Below are 19,068 nucleotides of genomic sequence, written 5' to 3' on the forward strand. Positions count from 1 at the left end.
CCCACCCGTGTCCCGCACACCTGAACCTACTGCGCCGCAAGACCCTTCGCGTCACGCGCCAGTGCCGTCAGCCTCGAGATCGCCCGGAAGTACTTCTTGCGGTACCCGCCGTTCAGCATCTCGTCGCTGAACAACCGGTCGAAGGGGAGCCCGGAGGCGAGCACCGGGATCTCACGGTCGTACAGCCGGTCCGCGAGCACCACGAGCCGGAGCGCGGTCGACTGGTCGGGCACCGGGGCGACGCCGGTCAGGCACACCGCCGCGATCCCCTCGGTGAGTGCGCCGTAGCGGCTCGGGTGCACCCGGGCGAGGTGGTCCAGCAGCGCCGGGAAGTCGTCGAGGGACGCCCCGGGGGTCGCGTACGCGGCCTTGGTGACCTGCTCGTCGGAGTACGGGGGCGGGGCCTCGGGGAGCCCGCGGTGGCGGTAGTCCTCACCGTCGATCCGCAGGGGCCGGAAGTGCGAGGAGAGGCCCTGGATCTCACGGAGGAAGTCCGCAGCGGCGAACCGTCCCTCACCGAGCTTGCCCGGGAGGGTGTTCGACGTCGCCGCCAGCGCCACCCCCGCCTCCACGAGCCGGCTGAGGAGCGAGGACACCAGCACCGTGTCACCGGGGTCGTCGAGCTCGAACTCGTCGATGCAGAGCAGCCGGTGCCCGCTCAGGGTCTTCACGGTCTGCTGGAATCCCAGGGCGCCGACGAGGTTGGTCAGTTCGACGAACGTACCGAAGGCCTTGAGGGAGCTGTCGGCCGGTGTGGCGTGCCAGAGGGAGGCGAGCAGGTGCGTCTTGCCGACGCCGTACCCGCCGTCGAGATAGACGCCGCGCGGCGCGGAAGGAGCCGCCGGCTGCTTCTTCCCGAACCACTTGCGCCGCCCGGTACCCGTGGCGTGCGCGCCACCGAGCCCCGCCGCGAAGGAGCTGAGCACTTCGACGGCCTCGCGCTGGCTCGGCTGGTTCGGGTCGGGTACGTACGTATCGAAACGTACCGAGTCGAAGCGCGGCGGCGGCACCATCTCCGCGACCAGCCGGTCGGCGGGGACGCGCGGCTCGAGGGCGCACAGGGACTGCGGGGACTCTTCGGCTATGGGGCTCTGCCCCTGCGCGGTGGTGGAGGACGACACAACTGTCCACCTTAAGGCCTCTCCCGGACGCCCCTCGGCGGCGTGCCAGACTGCGGACCATGCGACGCCTGCTCCCTGTGACGGACCCGACACCCACCACCGCGTCCCCCGGCGGCGCCGACCGCGAGTGGACGCTCGACGAACTGGCCGACGCCTACGCCTATCCGGACGTCCGCCCGGTGGGGGACGGCGGCCCCTGGCTCCGCGCCAACATGGTGTCCACCCTGGACGGTGCCGCCCACCACGAAGGCCGCTCGCAGGGCATCTCGACCCCCGCCGACATGCGGATCTTCGGCACCCTCCGGGGCCTGGCCGACGCGGTCGTGGTCGGTGCCGAGACGGTCCGCCTCGAGGGGTACCGGCCTGCGCGCGCCCGCGAGGCCTTCGCCGCCCGGCGCGAGGCGGCCGGCCAGGGACCCGCCCCGGTGATCGCGGTGGTCAGCGCGAGCCTCGACCTCGACTTCTCACTTCCGCTCTTCGCCTCTCCGCTGGTCCCGACCCTGCTGATCACCGGCGAGGCGGCGCCCTCGGACCGGGTCCGGGCGGCCCGGGACGCCGGGGTGGAGGTGCTCTTCGCCGGGGAAGGTGCCGCCGTCGACCCGGTCCGCGCCGTCGCGGTGCTGGCTGAGCGCGGCCTTCGAAGGCTCCTCACCGAGGGCGGCCCTCGTCTGCTCGGCCAGTTCGTCGCCGCCGGAGTGCTCGACGAGCTCTGCCTGACGCTGTCCCCGATGCTCACGGCGGGGGACGCGCAGCGCATCGCCGGAGGCCCGTCCGTCCCCGTGCCGGAACGTTTCTCCCTGGTCTCCCTGCTCGAGGAGGAGGGGTTCCTCTTCACCCGGTACGGGAAGATCCGACACTGAGCGGAATTTACCGTTCCGCTTGGCTTCGGGTGGGCAGACTTACTCGTGCTACCCCGTGCAATTGCGGGGAAGGATGGTTTCAGCAGTGGCGGCCGTCCCCCGCGGCCGGCCAGATGAAGCGGAAGGGCGTCTGTCGTGTTCACCAGCGTTTTGATGATCGAGAAGCCCCTCACCCCGGAGGACGTGGAGTTTGTCACCACCCTCCACGGCGATGAGAAGACCTCGTTCGTCGTACTGATGCAGCCCCGCAGCGACCAGGCGGACGTACTGCTGCGCGCGATCGACGACGTGGCGATCGGCGAGCTCCGGGAAGCCGTCCGGGAGGGTGACAGGCCCGAGGGCAAGGAGGCGAGGGAACCGGCGGAAATGGCGCTGGAGTACTCGCTGCGGGAGCTGCGCGAGGCGGGATCCGAGGCCGTCGGACAGGTGGTCGAGGACCACCCCCTGGACAAACTGAAGACCGTGGTCGACGACTCCGGGGCCGACGAGGTCATCGTCCTGACGGCCCCGCACTACGTCGAGGAGTTCTTCCACCGCGACTGGGCGTCCAGAGCCCGCCACAAGGTCGGCGTACCGGTGCTCAAGCTCTTCGCGCACAGCGAATAGGCTGGGGGCGGACCCAGAACCACGTCACACCTCGGGAGAGACACGTATGGCACCCGGTATTCCTGCCGCCCTGGAACGGCCGCACTTCATCGGCATCGGCGGCGCCGGAATGTCGGGCATCGCGAAGATCCTCGCGCAGCGCGGCGCGAAGGTGGCCGGCAGCGACGCCAAGGAGTCCGCCACCGCCGACGCGCTGCGCGCGCTGGGCGTCACCGTCCACATCGGTCACGCCGCCGGACACCTGGCCGACGACGCCACCTCCGTCGTCGTCTCCAGCGCCATCCGCGCCGACAACCCGGAGCTGGTCCGCGCCGCCGAGCTCGGCATCCCGGTGGTGCACCGCTCCGACGCGCTCGCCTCGCTGATGGACGGCCTGCGCGCCATCGCGGTCGCCGGTACGCACGGCAAGACCACCACCACGTCGATGCTCGCTGTCGCCCTCTCCGAGCTGGCCCTCGACCCCTCGTACGCCATCGGCGGCGACCTGGAGGGGCCCGGCACCAACGCCACGCACGGCGGCGGCGACATCTTCGTCGCCGAGGCGGACGAGAGCGACCGCAGCTTCCAGAAGTACGCCCCCGAGGTCGCGATCGTCCTCAACGTGGAGCTGGACCACCACGCGAACTACGCGTCGATGGACGAGATCTACGAGTCCTTCGAGACCTTCGTCGGCAAGGTGGTCCCCGGCGGCACCCTGGTCGTCGCCGCCGACCAGCCCGGCGCGGCGGAGCTGACGCGACGCGTCCGCGAGCGCTCCTCCCTCACCGTCGTCACCTACGGCGAGTCCGAGGGCGCCGACGTCCGCGTCCACAAGGTCACCCCGCGGGGTCTGACCAGCGAGGTCACGGTCGTCCTCGGCGGCAAGTACCTCACGTTCACCGTCTCGGTGCCCGGCCGGCACTACGCGCACAACGCGGTGGCGGCGCTGGCCGCGGGCATCGCCCTCGGCATTCCCGCGCACAACCTGGCCTCCGCCATCGGCAAGTACACCGGTGTGAAGCGCCGCCTCCAGCTCAAGGGCGAGGCGGCCGGCGTCCAGGTCATCGACTCGTACGCGCACCACCCCACCGAGATGACCGCCGACCTGGAGGCCATGCGGGGCGCGGCGACGGGTTCACGCCTCCTGGTGGTCTTCCAGCCCCACCTCTTCTCCCGCACCCAGGAGCTCGGCACGGAGATGGGCCAGGCCCTCGCCCTGGCCGACGCCTCACTGGTCCTGGACATCTACCCGGCCCGCGAGGACCCGGTGCCCGGTGTCACCAGCGAGCTGATCATCGACGCCGCGAAGGCCGCCGGCGCCGAGGTCACGGCCGTCCACGACAAGGCGGCGGTGCCCGCCGCCGTCGCGGGAATGGCGAAGCCGGGCGATCTGGTTCTCACCATGGGAGCGGGCGACGTCACCGACCTCGGCCCGCTGATCCTGGACCACCTGTCGAGCTGAGGGAGCCACCGTGCCGTACGACGTCGAGAAGCCTGACGAGCAGTGGCGGGCGGAGCTGACCCCCGCCGAGTACGCGGTGCTGCGCCAGGCCGGCACCGAGCCCGCGTTCGTGGGCGAATACACGGACACCACCACGGCCGGCGTCTACTCCTGCCGCGCCTGCGGTGCGGAGCTGTTCCGCTCCGACACCAAATTCTCGTCCCACTGCGGCTGGCCGTCCTTCTACGACCCGAAGGACACCGACGCGGTCGAGCTCATCCAGGACAACAGCCACGGCATGGTCCGCACCGAGGTGCGCTGTGCCCGCTGCGGTTCGCACCTCGGCCACGTGTTCGAGGGCGAGGGCTATCCGACGCCCACCGACCAGCGTTACTGCATCAACTCGATCTCGCTGACCCTGGCGCCGGACGAGAGCTGAGCCCCGGAGCGGCGCTGTGACGACGGCCGCCCGCCAGGAGCACCTGCTCCTGGCGGGCGGCCGTCGTCCGTGGCGGGTACGGTCAGCTCTTCACGAGCTCCGCGGGCTCCTGGCGCTGCACCGGGATCTCCCGCCGCAGGCGCTCGCCCTCGATGTCGAGGTCCGGCAGGACACGGTCCACCGGGCGGGGCAGCCACCAGGCGGCCCGTCCCAGGAGGTGCATCAGAGCCGGTACCAGCGTCATGCGGACGACGAAGGCGTCGACAAGCACGCCGACCGCGAGGGCGAAGCCGATGGACTTGATGATCGGGTCGTGCATGAAGACGAAGCCGCCGAACACGGCGGTCATGATCACTGCGGCGGCGGTGACCACGCGGCCGTTGTGGCCGACCCCGCTGATGACGGACTCACGGGCGTCCGCGCCGTGGACGAAGTCCTCCCGCATCCGGGAGACGAGGAAGACCTCGTAGTCCATGGCCAGCCCGAAGAGGATGCCGATCAGCAGGATGGGCAGGAAGCTGACCAGGGGCCCCGGGGTGTCCAGGCCGACCAGCCCGGCCAGATGTCCCTCCTGGAAGATGGCCACGGTGATGCCGAAGGTGGCGCCGATGGTCAGCAGGAAGCCCAGAGCCGCCTTGAGCGGCACCAGGACCGAGCGGAAGACCAGCATCAGCAGCAGTACCGAGAGGCCGACCACCAGCAGCAGGTAGACCGGCAGTGCCGCGGCGAGCTTCTCCGAGACGTCGATGCCGACCGCCGTGGCGCCTGTCAACGCTACGGACGCCCCGTCGACCCGCTCCACCCGGTCACGGATCTCGTTGACCGTGTCCTCCGTCGCGGCGGACGTGGGGCCCGTCTTCGGGATCACGGCCAGCAGCGCCGTCGTGCCCTTCTCGTTCACCTGGGGGGCCGCCACGGCCAGCACCCCGTCGGTGCCGGTGATCAGCGCGGCGGTCTCCTTCGCCGCCTTGTCCGTGGCCTCGGGGGTGCCGGCGGACACCACGGCGATCAGCCGGCCGTTGAAGCCCTCGCCGAATCCCTCGGTCGTCAGGTCGTACGCCTCGCGGTTGGGTGAGCCCACCGCCTCGGTGCTCGCGTCGGGCAGCGCCAGTCGCATGTCCTGGACCGGCAGGGCGAGGGCGCCGAGACCGGCCACCCCCAGCACGAGGACGGGAATCCGCAGGCGCGCCACGATCCGGCCCCAGCCGAAACCGAGGCCCTTGCCGGCCGGGTCATCGGTGGCGGTGGCCTCCGACCCGTCACGCGTCCGCAGCTTTCGGGGCAGTACGCGGTTCCCGGCGAAGCCGAGGACCGCCGGGAGCAGGGTGAGGGATACCAGCACCGTGAGGGCCACGGTCGCCGCGGCCGCGAGGCCCATGACGGTGAGGAAGGGGACCCCCGCCACGGCCAGCCCCGCCAGCGCGATGACCACGGTCGCGCCGGCGAACACGACGGCCGAACCGGCGGTCCCGGCGGCCCGGCCCGCCGCCTCCTCGCCGTCCAGCCCTTCCAGCAGGTAGTGGCGGTAACGGGAGGTGATGAACAGGGCGTAATCGATCCCGACGGCCAGGCCCAGCATCAGCGCGAGGATCGGAGCGGTGCTGGTCAGTTCGACGGTGGAGCTGAGGGCGAACAGCCCGGCCATGCCAGCCCCGACACCGACCAGCGCGTTCAGCAGGGTCATTCCGGCGGCGACCAGGGAGCCGAAGGTGAGGACGAGCACGATCGCGGCCACCCCGACGCCGATGACCTCGGTCGAACCGACCTCGGGCACGCCGCGCATGATCTCGCCGCCGTGTTCGACGCGCAGTCCCTTCACCGAAGCGCCGGCCTCGGTGAACGCCTCACGCTGCGCGTCGGTGATCCCGTCGACACCCGAGGTGAACTGCACCTGGATCAGGGCGTAGCGGCCGTCCCGGGACACGGCCTTGGACACGAACGGGTCGACGGCCGCGAGGACGCCGGGAACATCCTTCGCCTCCTCGGTCACCGGAGCCACGGCCGCGGGTGTGAGCCTTCCGCCCTCGGGCGCGGCCACGACTATGGTCCCCGTCGCCCCGCCCGCCTGCGGGAACTCACGGGCCAGGGAGTCCAGCGCCTTCTGCGACTCGGTCCCGGGGATGGAGAACTTGCTGGTGGTGGGGCCACTGAAAGCCGCCGCGCCCCCTCCGAGCAGGGCGAGCAGCAGGAGCCAGAGGGCGAGGACCCGCCCCCGGCGACGGAAGGAGAGCCGGCCGAGCCGGTACAGCAGGATGGCCATGCGAGGAGGCGTCTTTCTCTTCGTACGGGACGACTTCTGTCAGCTGGTGGGGTGGCCGAGGGTTCCCAACGCCCCTCGGATCAGTTCGGCGCGCATCGCGTCGGGTTCGGCGTCGACGCCGGAGGCGACCGCGACGGCCACGCCGCCGATCACCATCTGGGCCCTCACCCGCGCACCGGGTTCGTCCGAACGGCCGGCGAGCGCGTCCGCGAGTCCGTCGACCGCGTGCGGGATGACGGCGAGTACGGGGTGCTCCAGCATGTCGGGCAGCTCGGCGAAGATGATCTTCACCTCCAGGTGGAAGCGCATCGCCAGAGCGACGTAGACCTTCACGGCCGACTCGACGGCCTGATCCCCCGTCAGCGCCGCCAGCTCCTCCTGCATGACGGAGAGGCTCTCGGCGGGTGGGGTCAGCAGTTCGGCGAGGATCGAGTCCTTGCCGGTGAAGTGGTAGAGCAGCGAGGCCTTGGAGCAGTGAGCCTCCACCGCGATGTCGTGCAGTGAGGTGCCCCTGAAGCCGTGCTCGGCGAAGAGGCGCAGTGCGGCGTCGAGGATCTGACGCCGCATCGTGGACGGCGGACGTGGCATGGGCCCACCGTAGCTGACCGATCGGTCAGCCCTGACCGATCGGTCAGGATTTCTCCGACGGCCCGCACCCTCCCGGCGCGGAGACCGTCCCCCGCGTGGACGCGGCACGGCCCTCCGGCGTCAACTGCCGGAGGGCCGTGCGAAGTCGTACAGGAAGCGGGGTGGTGTGGCACCGGGACACGCGGGCCCGGGTTCGTAAGGCCTCAGTCGCCCGTCGGCCGTCCGCCGCGCTCGATGTACTCCCCGTCGCGTGCGACGACCACACCACCGTGCACGACGAGGTCCCGCCGAGGCGTGTCCACCACGACCTGGGGCACGCATTCGCCGCGCACGAGGACGAAGTCGGCCGGTGCGCCGGGTGTGAGGTCCGCGTGGGGGAGGCCCATCACGTCCGCGCCTCCGTGGGCGGCGACGCGGTAGCACTCCGAGAGTTCGTCGTCGAGCCGTACGTCGGTGACCCACCCGAGCAGATGGGCGCGGTGCAGCATGTCGGCGTTGCCGAACGGGCTCCACGAGTCACGAACGCCGTCGGAGCCGAGCCCGACCCGCACCCCGTGCTCACGCAGCCGGGCGATGGGCAGTACCAGGGTGTCGGACGGTGCCACCGTCGTGAGCGCGATGTCCAGATCGCCCAGGTCGGCGGCGAGCGGGCCGAGTTCGGCGTCGGTCAGACCGGTCAGGCAGAAGACGTGGCTGACGGTGACCTTGCCGCCCAGGGACAGGGCGCGGGTCCGGTCGATGATGCCGCGCAGCGCGTCGAGCCCCTTCGCGCCCCGGTCGTGGAGGTGGATGTCCACGCCGACGCCGTGGCGATCCGCGATACCGAAGACGAGGTCGAGCTGCTCCTGCGGGGCCTGGTCGAAGCCGCCGGGGTCGATCCCGCCGATCATGTCCACGGAGCCGTCGCGCGCCGCCTCCTCCAGCAGTTCGGCGGTGCCCGGGGTCCTCACCACCCCGTGCTGCGGGAACGCCACGATCTGTACGTCCAGGGCGTGGCGCAGCCGCCTGCGGGCCTCGGCGAGCCCTTCCACTCCCGCCAGGTCGTACGCCGGTGCCACGTCGGCGTGCGCCCGCATGCCCCGGGTGCCCCGGGCGACGGCGTTGGCCATCAGGCCGTACGCCCGCTCCCCGACGGAACGCCGCTGGCCGTTGAACAGCTCGACGTCCTGCGCGACGTAGTCGGCTATGCCGCTCGCGGGCTTGCGGGAGACCCAGGACCCGCCCCAGGTGGTCTTGTCGGGGTGGATGTGCGCGTCCACGAGGGAGGGCAGTGCGAGGCGTCCGCCGCCGTCGACGACCTGCGCGCCGCGGGGTGCCGGGCGGTGCGAGACGCGTCCGTCCACCACCACCAGGTCCGTGGGGCCCGAGGCGCCGGGGAGGACCACGTTCCGGAAGACCGCGGTCCCGTTGCCCGGGCGGCCGGCGCCCGGTGCCGCGGCAACGGCCGGGGCCGCCGCGGCCGGTGTGCCGGCGACGGCACTCGCCGTGGCGGTGGTGCCGGCCAGCGCGGCGGCACCGGCGAGCATCCGGCGACGGGAGAAGGTGCCGGGGGATGACGGTTGCATGGTCACTCCTGCTTCGCGTTCGGGGACGGTCGGGACGAGGGGGAAGGGTGGTGTGCCGTCAGGCGGCGAGGCCGGCGCGGACGACCCGGACGGGGCGCCGCAGCACCGAGACATCGGCGAGCGGATCGCCGTCGAGGACGATCGCGTCACCGCTGAACCCGCGGGCCAGGCGGCCGACCGTGCGCTCCAGCCCGAGAAGCCTCGCCGCACCCGTCGTGGCGGTGCGGATCGCGTCCAGCGCCGGCAGACCGGCGGCCCTCATCAGCTCCACCTCCCGGCCGATCGGACGCACCGTGCCCCCGGACGAATCGGTTCCGGCGGCGAGCGGGACGCCCGTCTCGTGCGCGGCGAGCACCGCGCGCTTCAGCACGGGCAGGTAGGCGCGCCCCCGCTCCGCGAGGACCGGGTCGGAGGATTCGGCGAGGCCCGCGATCGCGGTGAGGGTGGGTGTGAAGTAGGTGCCCCTCCTGCGCATCTCGTGCAGGGTCCGCTCGCCGACGAACACGCCGTGCTCCAGGGAGCGGATGCCCGCCGCCACGGCGTCGTCGCAGCCGCGCTCGCTGTAGCTGTGGCAGAGGACGCCCTTGCCGCCCTTCCGGGCCGCCCGCACGATCTCGGAGAGCTGCTCACGCGAGTAGACCTGTGCCAGCGGGTCCTGCTCGGGCAGCCCGGCGCGTTCGTTGACCCGTGTCTTGACGACGTCGGCGCCCCTGGCGATGTTCACCTCGACCACCCGGCGCAGCGCCTCGGCCGAGCGGACTCCGTCCTTCAGGCGGGCGAGCGGGGTGAGGTCGGGGTCCGCCAGCACCGTCTCGCCGAGGTCCGGCGTCACGAAGATGCCCGCGGCGACGAGCCTCGGCGCCAGGCCGGGGCTGTGCCGGGCGAGTTCGCGCACGGCGATGTCCTGGTAGAAGGAGGTCGAGCCGCTCCGCGCGCTGGTCGCCCCCTGGCGTACCGCGTCCAGCGCCTCGGCGGTGGTGCTCAGGTGGATGTGGGCGTCGATCAGCCCCGGCATCACCCAGCGGCCGTGCGCGTCGAGGGTCTCGGCGCCCCGGGGTACGGCGACATCGCCGCGTGCTCCCGCCGCGCGTACCGTCCCGTCCACGATGACGATCACGGAGTTCTCCGTGACATCGCCGGTGGCCGGGTCCAGGAGCGTGCCTCCCTCGATGACGAGGCTGCCACCGCGCGGGGAACCGCCGCCGGACGCGGCGGGCCGAGCGTCGGCGCTCCTCGGGCCGGCCGTCGCGGGCCCGGCCGCGGCCACGGTCCCCGCGAGTGCGGCCGCGCCGGCGAGGACACCACGGCGGGTCAGCCGGCTGGAGGGTGGGGGGAGGGCTTCGACGCACATACGGGCTCCTTGGGGGAGTGGTCGACGACTACCCGAGTTTTGTATACCAGGTGTTCACGCCCGAGCAAGGATCATGTCGCCGAACTGCGAGTATGTGTGTATACGAGAGCGGTGCTGAGGAGATCCGGGAGGCTCTCCGACGTCTTGGTATACAAGGGTGGGCGGTCGGCCGGTCAGCTGTCGCCGAACATGGAGCGCAGGGCCACGGCCCTGCTGTCCCTCACATGCAGCAGGGTGCTGGCGGCGGCCGCCTCCACGTCCCCGGCGGAGATGTGCCGGTACATCTCCGCGTGCTGGGCCCGCATGTGGGCGGGCTCCTCGCGCAGGCCGAACAGCAGCCGCAACTGCCAGCTCAGCTGCTCCAGGGTGCGCGTCAGCAGCGGGTTGCCCGTCATCGCGACGACGCTCTCGTGGAACGCCGTGTGGGCGGCGACCTCGCGCGTCCCCTCATCCGAAGCGGCCGCCGACTCGGCCTGGGACAGGGCGGCCTCCAGCCCGGCCAGCCCCCCGAGATCGCCCGAGGCCACGGCGCGCGCCGCCAGACGCGAGGCCTGGACGGCCAGCGGCTCCCAGACCTCGTAGAGGTGCTCGACATCGGCCTGCTGGATCCGCCGCACCCGTACGCCGCTGTGGGGGAGCAGTTCGAGCAGCCCCTCGGTGACCAGCGCACGCAGAGCCTCGCGCACGGGAACCCGGGACATGCTGAGCTCCTCGGCGACCTCCCGCTCGACCAGGCGCGCGCCCTGCGCGTAACGCCGGTCGACGATGCGCTGCAGAACGGCCTCACGGGCCCGTGCGCTCAGCGACGCCGGGGCCGCCGGCCCTCCGTCGCCGGCCACCGGTACGGTGCTGCTTCTCTCCGCCACTCCTGCCGCCTCACTCGTCACCCGTCCGGACCGGACGGACCCGGGCACCTCAGTCCTCGTCCGCCCCGGAATCCGAGGCAGCCTCCGCGCGCAGCAGCGGGTGCGCCACCCCGGGGAACACCCGGGCCTGGACGACCTCCTCGGCTCCGGCGCCCCGCACCACGGTCTCCGCCACACCCCACGGCCGGCCCGCCAGGCGCACGGTCAGCGTGTACGAGGCCGGACAGCCCGTGCACTCGTAACGGTCGGCCCAGACCTCGACCTCCGTCAGACTGCCCGGGTAACGCTTCACATGACGGTGCCGGGCGTGGCAGCGGTCGCACGTCTCGCCGGGCTCGCACGTACCGCCGCAGGGGCACGGGACGTCCAGGGACTCCGCAGGGGCCCACCGCTGCACCAGGCGGGCCTCACGGGTCGCCCCCATGTCCTTCATCGCCTTCAGGTTCCGCGCGGCGACGTTGTACGACTCGCCGGTCGCGGCCATCCGGTCCCGGATCACGTCCTTGCGTCCGCGGTTCGTCGTCATGCCGTCTCCTCCTGGGATGTCACGCAGCCCGCCAGGAGGCACACGAGATCAGAACCTCCCACGGTACCCGCCGCACGGAGCCCGCAGCGAACCCGTCACCCCCTGCGCACCCGCCCCACGATGCGCCGGCCGAGCCGCCCCAGAGGGCGGGACGGCCGGTTCCACGTACGGAACGCGTCGACCGTGCGGCTGCTGTCCCCGCGCTCCACCGCCTCCTCCACCGCGGCCAGCTCCTCCGCCGACAGGTGCCGCACCACCGGGCGCAGCACCTCGTCCAGCAGGGCCGTCCTGGTCCGGTTCCAGTCGCCACCCGCGTGCGGGTGCGCGCTCCACACGGTGAAGCAGTCCGCCACGTACGCGGGATCGGCCCGCAGCAGGGCGCCGACCGCCTCGCGCCGCGCGGCCCGGCCGTACGCGGCGATCAGGTCCTCGTCCCCGCTGTGCACGAACGCGTACAGCTCGTCCTCGGGGCGCCCGGGAGCGAGCAGCCGCTCGGCCAGGGCGCCGAAGGCGTGCTCCAGGGCGGCGGCCCCCGACGGTCCGGCACCGCCGCGCAGCTCGCGGGCACGGTCGGCCCAGCCTGCCTCCGCCGTGCCCTCGCGCACGTCCCGCGCGAAGTCCAGCAGCATCAGGCCCGCCCGGGTCTCCGCGCCGATCTCCTGCGGGAAGCTCCGCAGCAGGTCGTGGGCGAGGGCGGGGGCGTCCTCGTCATCGTGGGGCGCGGCGAGCGCGGCCGCCACCAGGTGGCTCCAGGTACCCGCCGCCCGATGAGCGTCGGACGTGGTCGCCGCCAGCATCGACCGGGCCTCACCGGCGGCCGGTGTGTCCTCGCCCCACACCAGTCCCACCGCGGTCCGCAGCACCAGGGGCTCCGCGAAGGGGGACATCCCGGCCGCCCGGAGGACCGTGTGCAGCGCCCCTGTCCGGTCCTCCGCGCGAGCCTTCGCGCCGGGCGCCTCGGCGCACATCCGCAGGTGCGGCAGTGCCTGGGTCCCCGTGAACGGCAGCGCGACCTTGAGCAGCAGCTCCTCCGCCGCCGCGGGCCGGTCGGGCGCCAGCCGGTCCAGCTCCCCCAGCAGGGCCGTACGCACGTCGAACTGCTCGTCCAGCAGTTCCAGCAGGGAAGGGAATCCGGCCGTCCCCGTATCGGTGAGCAGCGCCAGCGCCAGCCGGTTCACCGCGGAGGGAAGGAGCTCGGCGCAGTCCAGGCCGAGCAGCCGCACGATCCGCAGCAGCTGCACGGTCCGCTCGACACCCCGGGGCACCCCGGCGCCGAGCTCGGCCAGCAGCTCGTCACCGAGCTCCTCGACCAGCCCGGCCAGCGCCCGTTCCCCGGCCGGCTCCTCGAACGCCGACCGGGCGGGCGGCTCCAGGGTCACATCGCCGCCGCGTACCGCCTCCGTCACCAGCAGCGCCGCGAGCGGTGCGGTGACGGCTGCGGGGCAGCGGCCGTCGAGCGCCGTCAGCAGCCGGAGCGCCGCGGCGCACTCGGCGGGCGTACGGTCGTCCGCCGGAGCGGTCAGCGCGTCCGTCAGCCGCCGTACGCCCTTCTCGTCCAGTGCGTATGGGCGCTCCGCCGCCCAGGCCGCCGCTGCCGCCCGTCCGCCCGACCCGAGGGCGATGCCCGCGCCCAGCGCGGTGACGGCGAGCGGACCCGCCGCGAAGGGCTCGCCCGGAAGCTCCGCCGCCTCCGCGAAGAGCTCGGGGGCACGGCTGCGCCAGATCTGTGCGGCCGTCGCCGCCCAGGCGTCGTCACCCGCACCGGAGGGGCGCGGGCCCGAGGCGCTGTGCACCCGGAAGCGGGGGTCGCAGATGTCTGGCGCGTCCTCGGGCAGGACTCCGACGACCTGGTGGGCGGTGCGTCCCGGGTGACGGGTGTAGGTGGTGAAGGTGAGACGTTCGGCGTGCTCGCGGGGGAGCACGGTGGCGGCCAGCGCCACCCATCGGGCCACGTCCGCGCTCTGCCGTTCCACGAGCACCACGACCGGGGCGGACGGGTCCTCGCTCACCACGCGCAGATCGCCGAGGACCGCGGCGAGCCTGGGGCCCCGGGAGACCGCGAAGTCGCCGAGCGCCTCGCGGCTGAGCGCCGGGGCGGGACCCCGCACCGAGGACAGGGCGGTGAGCGGGTCGGTCGGCAGCCGGTCCGGGGTGGCGGAGAGCCACCCCGCCGCGCCCCACGCGGACACCGGGAGCATCCGTCCGGGCAGCACCGTACCGGGCGGCAGATGTATCCCGTGTGCGTGGAATCCGCGCGCCCCCGCGGGCACCGTACGGCTGAGCAGATGGCTGCCGTCGGAGAGCGCCGAGAAGCTGAACGTGACCGGCAGCGAACGGAGTTGTGAATCCGGCAGCCCGTCAGGCGTGCCCTCCGGGGCGTCGTACGCGAGGAGCGGCGCGGCCTCGGCGCGCACCGGCCCGGGTATCGCGGAGTCGGCGGAGGTGAACCGGCCGACGGGCTCCCCGTCCCCGGCCCCGGACGTGACGGAGGTGTAGTGCAACTGCGGGAGGCTCATGCGTAGGCCCTCATCGTCCCTGCCACGGGCTCCCCGTCACGCGCACCGGCCGCCGCTCGCCGCCCTGTCGGTGCGGCCCGGCCCGGCGGAGCGACGACCCCGGCGGGGAACTTTCCGCAGTCGTGCGGGCGACGTTATCAAGCCCTGACGCCTCGTTGGGCCGCACTCCGGGGGCCGGACGCCCGGACAGAGGCGAACCTCGCGCGGCGCCCGGACCGCCGCACCGTTGCGGACCCCGCGTGCCGTCCTGGGTTCGATCGGACCTCGTGTGCCGTCCCGGGCCGCGGGACGGACGCGGGCCCCTCTGCGCGGCGCCCGGACCGGGGATCGACGCGCACCCCGCGTGCCACTCCGGACCGACGCGAGCCCACCCGTGCGGTCCCGGGTTCCGTGAGGCCTGAAGCGGATCTACGGCGGCGCTTAAGAAATCCTCGATGGACCGCAGCGGTGTGATGCGGCACATTTCTAGGTGACGGCGCAGACCGTGGAGGCGGGCGACCAGCCCGCCCCGACCGCCGTCCCCTTCCGCCACCCCCGCGCCGCCGGTCTCATCGGCATGCCCGGGGACCGGGACGTCCACCAGCAATCGGGTACAGGGAGCCGCAGCCGTGAAGGCACTCGTGAAGCACAAGGCAGAGCCGGGACTGGCACTGATGGACGTGCCCGAGCCGGAGACCGGCCCCGCGGACGTGCTGATCAAGGTCCTTCGTACCGGAATCTGCGGGACCGACCTCCACATCCGCGACTACGACGGCTGGGCGCAGCAGGCCGTGCGCACCCCGCTCGTCCTCGGCCACGAATTCGTCGGAGAGGTCGCCGGGATCGGCGCCGACGTCGTCGACATCAAGATCGGCGACCTGGTCAGTGGCGAGGGGCACCTGGTCTGCGGCAAGTGCCGCAACTGTCTCGCCGGCCGCAGGCACCTGTGCCGGTCCACCCTCGGGCTCGGCGTCGGACGGGACGGGGCGTTCGCCGAGTACCTGGCGCTGCCCGCCTCGAACGTCTGGGTGCACCGCGAGAAGGTCGACCTCGACATCGCCGCGATCTTCGACCCCTTCGGCAACGCCGTCCACACCGCCCTTTCCTTCCCGCTCGTCGGAGAGGACGTGCTGATCACCGGTGCCGGCCCGATCGGCATCATGGCCGCCGCCGTCGCCCGCCACGCCGGCGCCCGCAACGTGGTCATCACCGACGTCAGCGAGGCCCGCCTCGAACTGGCCAGGAAGGTGGGCGTGAACCTCGCGCTGAACGTCGGCGAGGCGACCATCGCCGACGGCCAGCGCCTCCTCGGCCTGCGTGAGGGCTTCGACATCGGTCTGGAGATGTCAGGACGCCCCGAGGCCATGCGCGACATGATCGAGAACATGACCCACGGCGGCCGCATCGCGATGCTCGGGCTGCCCTCGGCCGAGTTCCCCGTCGACTGGTCCCGCATCGTCACCTCGATGCTCACGATCAAGGGCATCTACGGCCGTGAGATGTACGAGACCTGGTACGCCATGTCCGTACTGCTGGAGGGCGGGCTCGACCTCGCCCCGGTGATCACCGGCCGGTACGACTACCGCGACTTCGACGCCGCGTTCGACGACGCCGCGAGCGGCCGCGGTGGGAAGATCCTGCTCGACTGGGCCGCCTGAAGCTTCTCGTCCGCACCCCCGTATCCAGCTGGGAGACACCCCTCATGTTCGACTCCGTACGCGACGACCTGCGCGCCACCCTCGACGAGATCCGCGACGCCGGGCTCCAGAAGCCCGAGCGGGTCATAGGCACCCCGCAGTCCGCCACCGTCGCCGTCACCTCCGGCGGCCGCGCCGGCGAGGTCCTCAACTTCTGCGCCAACAACTACCTGGGCCTCGCCGACCACCCCGAGGTCATCGCCGCCGCCCACGACGCGCTCGACCGCTGGGGGTACGGCCTGGCGTCCGTCCGCTTCATCTGCGGCACCCAGGAGGTCCACAAGGAGCTGGAGCAGCGCCTCTCCTCCTTCCTCGGACAGGAGGACACGATCCTCTACTCCTCCTGCTTCGACGCCAACGGAGGTGTCTTCGAGACCCTCCTCGGCCCGGAGGACGCGGTCATCTCCGACGCTCTCAACCACGCCTCCATCATCGACGGCATCCGCCTCTCCAAGGCCAAGCGCTACCGCTACGCCAACCGCGACATGGCCGACCTCGAGCAGCAGCTCAAGGAGGCGTCCGGAGCCCGGCGCCGCCTCGTCGTCACCGACGGCGTGTTCTCCATGGACGGTTACGTCGCCCCGCTCGCGGAAATCTGCGACCTCGCCGACCGCTACGGCGCCATGGTCATGGTCGACGACTCGCACGCGGTCGGATTCGTCGGCCCCGGCGGCCGCGGCACCCCCGAGCTGCACGGCGTCATGGACCGCGTCGACATCATCACGGGCACCCTCGGCAAGGCCCTCGGCGGAGCCTCCGGCGGCTACGTCGCCGCACGCGCCGAGATCGTCGCCCTGCTGCGCCAGCGCTCACGCCCGTACCTCTTCTCCAACACCCTCGCCCCGGTCATCGCCGCGGCGTCCCTCAAGGTCATCGACCTGCTGGAGTCCGCGGGCGAACTGCGCGAGCGGCTCGACGCCAACACCGCGCTGTTCCGCACCCGGATGACCGAGGAGGGCTTCGACATCCTGCCCGGCGACCACGCCATCGCCCCCGTGATGATCGGTGACGCCGCGAAGGCTGCCCGCATGTCGGAACTGCTCCTCGAACGCGGGGTGTACGTGATCGGCTTCTCGTACCCGGTCGTCCCCCAGGGAGCAGCACGCATCCGGGTCCAGCTCTCCGCCGCCCACTCCACCGAGGACGTCAACCGCGCTGTCGACGCCTTCGTCGACGCGCGGGCGGCCCTGGAGGCGTAGCGAACGCCCCCGGCCAGGGACAATGGGCGCATGATCGATGCACGGCGGCTGCGTATCCTCCGTGCGGTGGCCGACCACCGCACCGTGACCGCGGCCGCCGCCGCGCTCTACCTCACCCCCTCCGCGGTCTCCCAGCAACTCGCCGCCCTGGAGCAGGAGACCGGTCACCGGCTGGTCGAGCGCGGGGCGAAGGGCGCCCGGCTGACCCCGGCGGGAGAGATCCTGCTGACCCACGCCAACGCCGTCCTCGCCCAGCTGGAACGCGCGGAGGCGGAGCTCGCCGACTACGGCGCGGGTGTCGCCGGGACCGTCACGGTCGCCGCGTTCGCCACCGGCATCGGCCTGGTCATCGCCCCCGCCATCGCCGCGCTGTCCCTCACCGCTCCGGGGATCCGGGTGCGGGTCCAGGACGCGGAGGGGGACGCCAGCGTGCCCATGGTGCTGGACCGGCAGGTCGATGTGGCGGTCGCCGTCGAGTACCGGGGCGCACCGGGGGAGGACGACCGCCGGCTGACCCGGGTGCCGCTCTACTCGGAGCCCTTCGACGCGGTGCTCCCGGCCGGCCATCACCTCGCCGGCCAGGAGCACGTCTCCGTCGCGGACCTCGCCAAGGACACCTGGATCGGCCCCTACCCGGGCAACCCCTGCCATGACGTGGTCGTCCTGGCCTGCGAGTACGCCGGTTTCGCGCCCCGGCTGGAGCACTCGTCCGACGACTTCCACGCGGTGGTCGCCCTGGCCGGTGCCGGAGCGGGGGTGGCCCTGGTGCCCCGCTCGGCACTGCGCGGGGCAGCCCTCGACCGGGCCGTCGTACGCCCGGTGGAAGGCGCCCCGGCCCGCCGGGTCTTCGCCGCTGTACGACAGGGGGCCGAGGGGCACCCGCTGATCAAGCCCGTACTCCAGGCACTGGCGGAGGCCGCCGGGCCGGCCCGGCAGCGCTGACGCCGCACGGGCTCAGCGATCGGAGCCATCCGGGAGGCTGACAACGCCTACGCGGACCCGGTGAGGGGATCCGGGTGTGCCGCGACGTAGTCGCAGGCCGCTTCGGAGAAGGCCCGGATGCGGTTGTTCTCCGCCGCCGAGAGCCAGACCAGGTGCCATGCGTACGCCGGGGCGCCCTTGAGCGGGACGAACGCGACGTCGGGGCGGGCGTCGTACACCCGCGCGTGGGAAGGGACGGGGTAGACCCCGTGGCCTCCGCCGACCAGCGCCCACAGCTCCTGGATGCTGCCGAACTCCGTGCTCCGCGCGGCGCCCCGGCTTCCCGGTGCTCCGCCGGGAGCGAGCGACGAATGTGCCGGCGCCGGAGCGAACAACAGCTCTGCGCCCCCGGGAGCGGCCCTTCGTGTCGCCTGCCCGAGGGGCGGCCCCCCGGCCGCCTGCCCCGGGGCGGAGGTCCGTGCCGCTGGTCCCACAGGCGCCTGCGGCCGCAGCACCTCGTAGTGTGCGAGCTCCGACACGTCCACCGCTTCCCGCCGCGCCAGCGGATGCCGAGCCGAGACGGCGAGCAGCGGCGCCTCCCGGAACAGCACCGGGCCCGCGCTGTGGCCGGGTGCGAGCGTCGACACCGGGACCGCGAAGGTGTCGATGAGCAGGACGTCGATCACGTCGTCGCGCAGCACCGCCGTCCCGTCCCCGAAGCGGCTCTCGTGCAGTCGTACCTCGCACCCTGGATGCCGGGTCTGCAGCAGCGCTGCCGCGCGCATCACGAACTGTGCGGTGGCCGTCCCCAGGAACCCGACCCGCAACACGCCGTCCACACCCCGGCCCGAGGCCACCGCCCGCGCGAAGGCGTCCAGAAGCTCCTGGTACGCCGGCTTCACCTCCTCGAAGAGGCGCCGCCCGATCGCGGTGAAGGCCACCCGCCGGCTGGTCCGCTCGAAGAGGGCCGCGCCGACCGACCGTTCCAGCTTCTGGACCGTCTTGCTGATCATGGCCACCGAGACGTGCAGCCGCTCGGCGCTGCGCCCGAAGTGCAGTTCCTCACCGACCGTCAGGAAGATCTCGATCTCACGTCGCTCCACCACTCCCCCTATCGATAACCGACAGGTCAACGATCCTTGCAGGAATGGCAG

Annotated in this window: 16 protein-coding genes; 7 read left to right on the plus strand and 9 right to left on the minus strand. The window is 72.7% G+C overall.

The annotated features are described in order from the left end of the window. Positions 1-26: 26 nt before the first annotated feature. Positions 27-1,121, minus strand: coding sequence for a cell division protein ZapE (zapE, locus tag ACGFNN_RS16180; protein ID WP_393556338.1), 1,095 nt, complete (start codon positions 1,119-1,121; stop codon positions 27-29). Positions 1,122-1,180: 59 nt separating this feature from the next. Here zapE and ACGFNN_RS16185 point away from each other — a divergent pair, with 59 nt between their 5' ends. The 4 genes from ACGFNN_RS16185 (at position 1,181) to msrB (ending at position 4,446) form a co-directional block, all read left to right on the plus strand. Next, positions 1,181-1,981, plus strand: a complete 801-nt coding sequence (locus tag ACGFNN_RS16185; protein WP_393556340.1) for a pyrimidine reductase family protein — start codon at positions 1,181-1,183, stop codon at positions 1,979-1,981. Between the two features lie 153 nt (positions 1,982-2,134). Beyond that, positions 2,135-2,587 carry an indole-3-glycerol phosphate synthase gene (locus ACGFNN_RS16190; protein ID WP_362556123.1) on the plus strand — a complete coding sequence of 151 codons (453 nt, stop codon included), beginning with the start codon at positions 2,135-2,137 and terminating at the stop codon, positions 2,585-2,587. A 46-nt stretch (positions 2,588-2,633) separates the two neighbouring features. Beyond that, the gene (gene murC, locus ACGFNN_RS16195) at positions 2,634-4,028 is read left to right on the plus strand and encodes a UDP-N-acetylmuramate--L-alanine ligase (protein ID WP_362674622.1); all 1,395 of its coding nucleotides are present in this window, start codon (positions 2,634-2,636) and stop codon (positions 4,026-4,028) included. Between the two features lie 10 nt (positions 4,029-4,038). Beyond that, positions 4,039-4,446: a peptide-methionine (R)-S-oxide reductase MsrB gene (gene msrB / locus ACGFNN_RS16200; protein ID WP_393556342.1), complete on the plus strand. Its 408-nt coding sequence runs from the start codon at positions 4,039-4,041 to the stop codon at positions 4,444-4,446. A gap of 82 nt (positions 4,447-4,528) precedes the next feature. On the opposite strand, the gene ACGFNN_RS16205 is transcribed toward msrB, so the two are convergent. From ACGFNN_RS16205 to ACGFNN_RS16235, 7 genes are all read right to left on the minus strand, one after another. Further along, positions 4,529-6,706: an MMPL family transporter gene (locus ACGFNN_RS16205; protein ID WP_393556344.1), complete on the minus strand. Its 2,178-nt coding sequence runs from the start codon at positions 6,704-6,706 to the stop codon at positions 4,529-4,531. 39 nt (positions 6,707-6,745) lie between these two features. Then, the gene (locus ACGFNN_RS16210; protein ID WP_393556346.1) at positions 6,746-7,294 is read right to left on the minus strand and encodes a TetR/AcrR family transcriptional regulator; all 549 of its coding nucleotides are present in this window, start codon (positions 7,292-7,294) and stop codon (positions 6,746-6,748) included. Positions 7,295-7,497: 203 nt separating this feature from the next. After that, positions 7,498-8,859 (minus strand): amidohydrolase, encoded by a 1,362-nt coding sequence (locus ACGFNN_RS16215; RefSeq protein WP_393556348.1) that lies wholly within the window; start codon positions 8,857-8,859, stop codon positions 7,498-7,500. Positions 8,860-8,917: 58 nt separating this feature from the next. Next, positions 8,918-10,210: an amidohydrolase family protein gene (locus tag ACGFNN_RS16220; protein WP_393556349.1), complete on the minus strand. Its 1,293-nt coding sequence runs from the start codon at positions 10,208-10,210 to the stop codon at positions 8,918-8,920. 173 nt (positions 10,211-10,383) lie between these two features. Next, complete coding sequence (locus ACGFNN_RS16225) at positions 10,384-11,076, minus strand: GntR family transcriptional regulator (RefSeq protein ID WP_393556351.1); 693 nt, start codon at positions 11,074-11,076, stop codon at positions 10,384-10,386. A 49-nt stretch (positions 11,077-11,125) separates the two neighbouring features. Continuing rightward, a complete protein-coding gene (locus ACGFNN_RS16230; protein ID WP_393556352.1) occupies positions 11,126-11,602 on the minus strand; it encodes a hypothetical protein in 477 nt (158 codons plus the stop codon). Between the two features lie 95 nt (positions 11,603-11,697). Then, positions 11,698-14,118 carry a GTPase-associated protein 1-related protein gene (locus ACGFNN_RS16235; protein WP_393556354.1) on the minus strand — a complete coding sequence of 807 codons (2,421 nt, stop codon included), beginning with the start codon at positions 14,116-14,118 and terminating at the stop codon, positions 11,698-11,700. A gap of 608 nt (positions 14,119-14,726) precedes the next feature. Between ACGFNN_RS16235 and tdh the strand changes: the two genes are divergently transcribed. Genes tdh through ACGFNN_RS16250 form a run of 3 tightly spaced genes read left to right on the plus strand, consistent with a single transcriptional unit; the run spans position 14,727 to position 17,935 of the window. Further along, complete coding sequence (tdh, locus tag ACGFNN_RS16240) at positions 14,727-15,755, plus strand: L-threonine 3-dehydrogenase (protein WP_393556356.1); 1,029 nt, start codon at positions 14,727-14,729, stop codon at positions 15,753-15,755. Between the two features lie 44 nt (positions 15,756-15,799). Continuing rightward, positions 15,800-16,993, plus strand: a complete 1,194-nt coding sequence (locus ACGFNN_RS16245) for a glycine C-acetyltransferase (RefSeq protein ID WP_393556358.1) — start codon at positions 15,800-15,802, stop codon at positions 16,991-16,993. Positions 16,994-17,023: 30 nt separating this feature from the next. Next, positions 17,024-17,935 carry a LysR family transcriptional regulator gene (locus tag ACGFNN_RS16250; protein ID WP_393556360.1) on the plus strand — a complete coding sequence of 304 codons (912 nt, stop codon included), beginning with the start codon at positions 17,024-17,026 and terminating at the stop codon, positions 17,933-17,935. A 47-nt stretch (positions 17,936-17,982) separates the two neighbouring features. On the opposite strand, the gene ACGFNN_RS16255 is transcribed toward ACGFNN_RS16250, so the two are convergent. Beyond that, the gene (locus ACGFNN_RS16255; RefSeq protein WP_393556361.1) at positions 17,983-19,017 is read right to left on the minus strand and encodes a LysR family transcriptional regulator; all 1,035 of its coding nucleotides are present in this window, start codon (positions 19,015-19,017) and stop codon (positions 17,983-17,985) included. Positions 19,018-19,068 lie beyond the last annotated feature (51 nt).

It is taken from the genome of Streptomyces sp. NPDC048590 (assembly GCF_043199535.1).
Classification (GTDB): domain Bacteria; phylum Actinomycetota; class Actinomycetes; order Streptomycetales; family Streptomycetaceae; genus Streptomyces.

What these genes read in the sequence shown, in the direction of transcription:
- ACGFNN_RS16190 (WP_362556123.1), top strand. Translation starts at nt 2,135, where the DNA reads ATGATCGAGAAGCCCCTCACCCCGGAGGACGTGGAGTTTGTCACCACC.
- murC (WP_362674622.1), top strand. Translation starts at nt 2,634, where the DNA reads ATGGCACCCGGTATTCCTGCCGCCCTGGAACGGCCGCACTTCATCGGC.
- ACGFNN_RS16220 (WP_393556349.1), bottom strand. Translation starts at nt 10,210, where the DNA reads ATGTGCGTCGAAGCCCTCCCCCCACCCTCCAGCCGGCTGACCCGCCGT.
- ACGFNN_RS16185 (WP_393556340.1), top strand. Translation starts at nt 1,181, where the DNA reads ATGCGACGCCTGCTCCCTGTGACGGACCCGACACCCACCACCGCGTCC.
- ACGFNN_RS16215 (WP_393556348.1), bottom strand. Translation starts at nt 8,859, where the DNA reads ATGCAACCGTCATCCCCCGGCACCTTCTCCCGTCGCCGGATGCTCGCC.
- ACGFNN_RS16210 (WP_393556346.1), bottom strand. Translation starts at nt 7,294, where the DNA reads ATGCCACGTCCGCCGTCCACGATGCGGCGTCAGATCCTCGACGCCGCA.
- ACGFNN_RS16245 (WP_393556358.1), top strand. Translation starts at nt 15,800, where the DNA reads ATGTTCGACTCCGTACGCGACGACCTGCGCGCCACCCTCGACGAGATC.
- ACGFNN_RS16235 (WP_393556354.1), bottom strand. Translation starts at nt 14,118, where the DNA reads ATGAGCCTCCCGCAGTTGCACTACACCTCCGTCACGTCCGGGGCCGGG.
- ACGFNN_RS16250 (WP_393556360.1), top strand. Translation starts at nt 17,024, where the DNA reads ATGATCGATGCACGGCGGCTGCGTATCCTCCGTGCGGTGGCCGACCAC.
- ACGFNN_RS16230 (WP_393556352.1), bottom strand. Translation starts at nt 11,602, where the DNA reads ATGACGACGAACCGCGGACGCAAGGACGTGATCCGGGACCGGATGGCC.
- ACGFNN_RS16205 (WP_393556344.1), bottom strand. Translation starts at nt 6,706, where the DNA reads ATGGCCATCCTGCTGTACCGGCTCGGCCGGCTCTCCTTCCGTCGCCGG.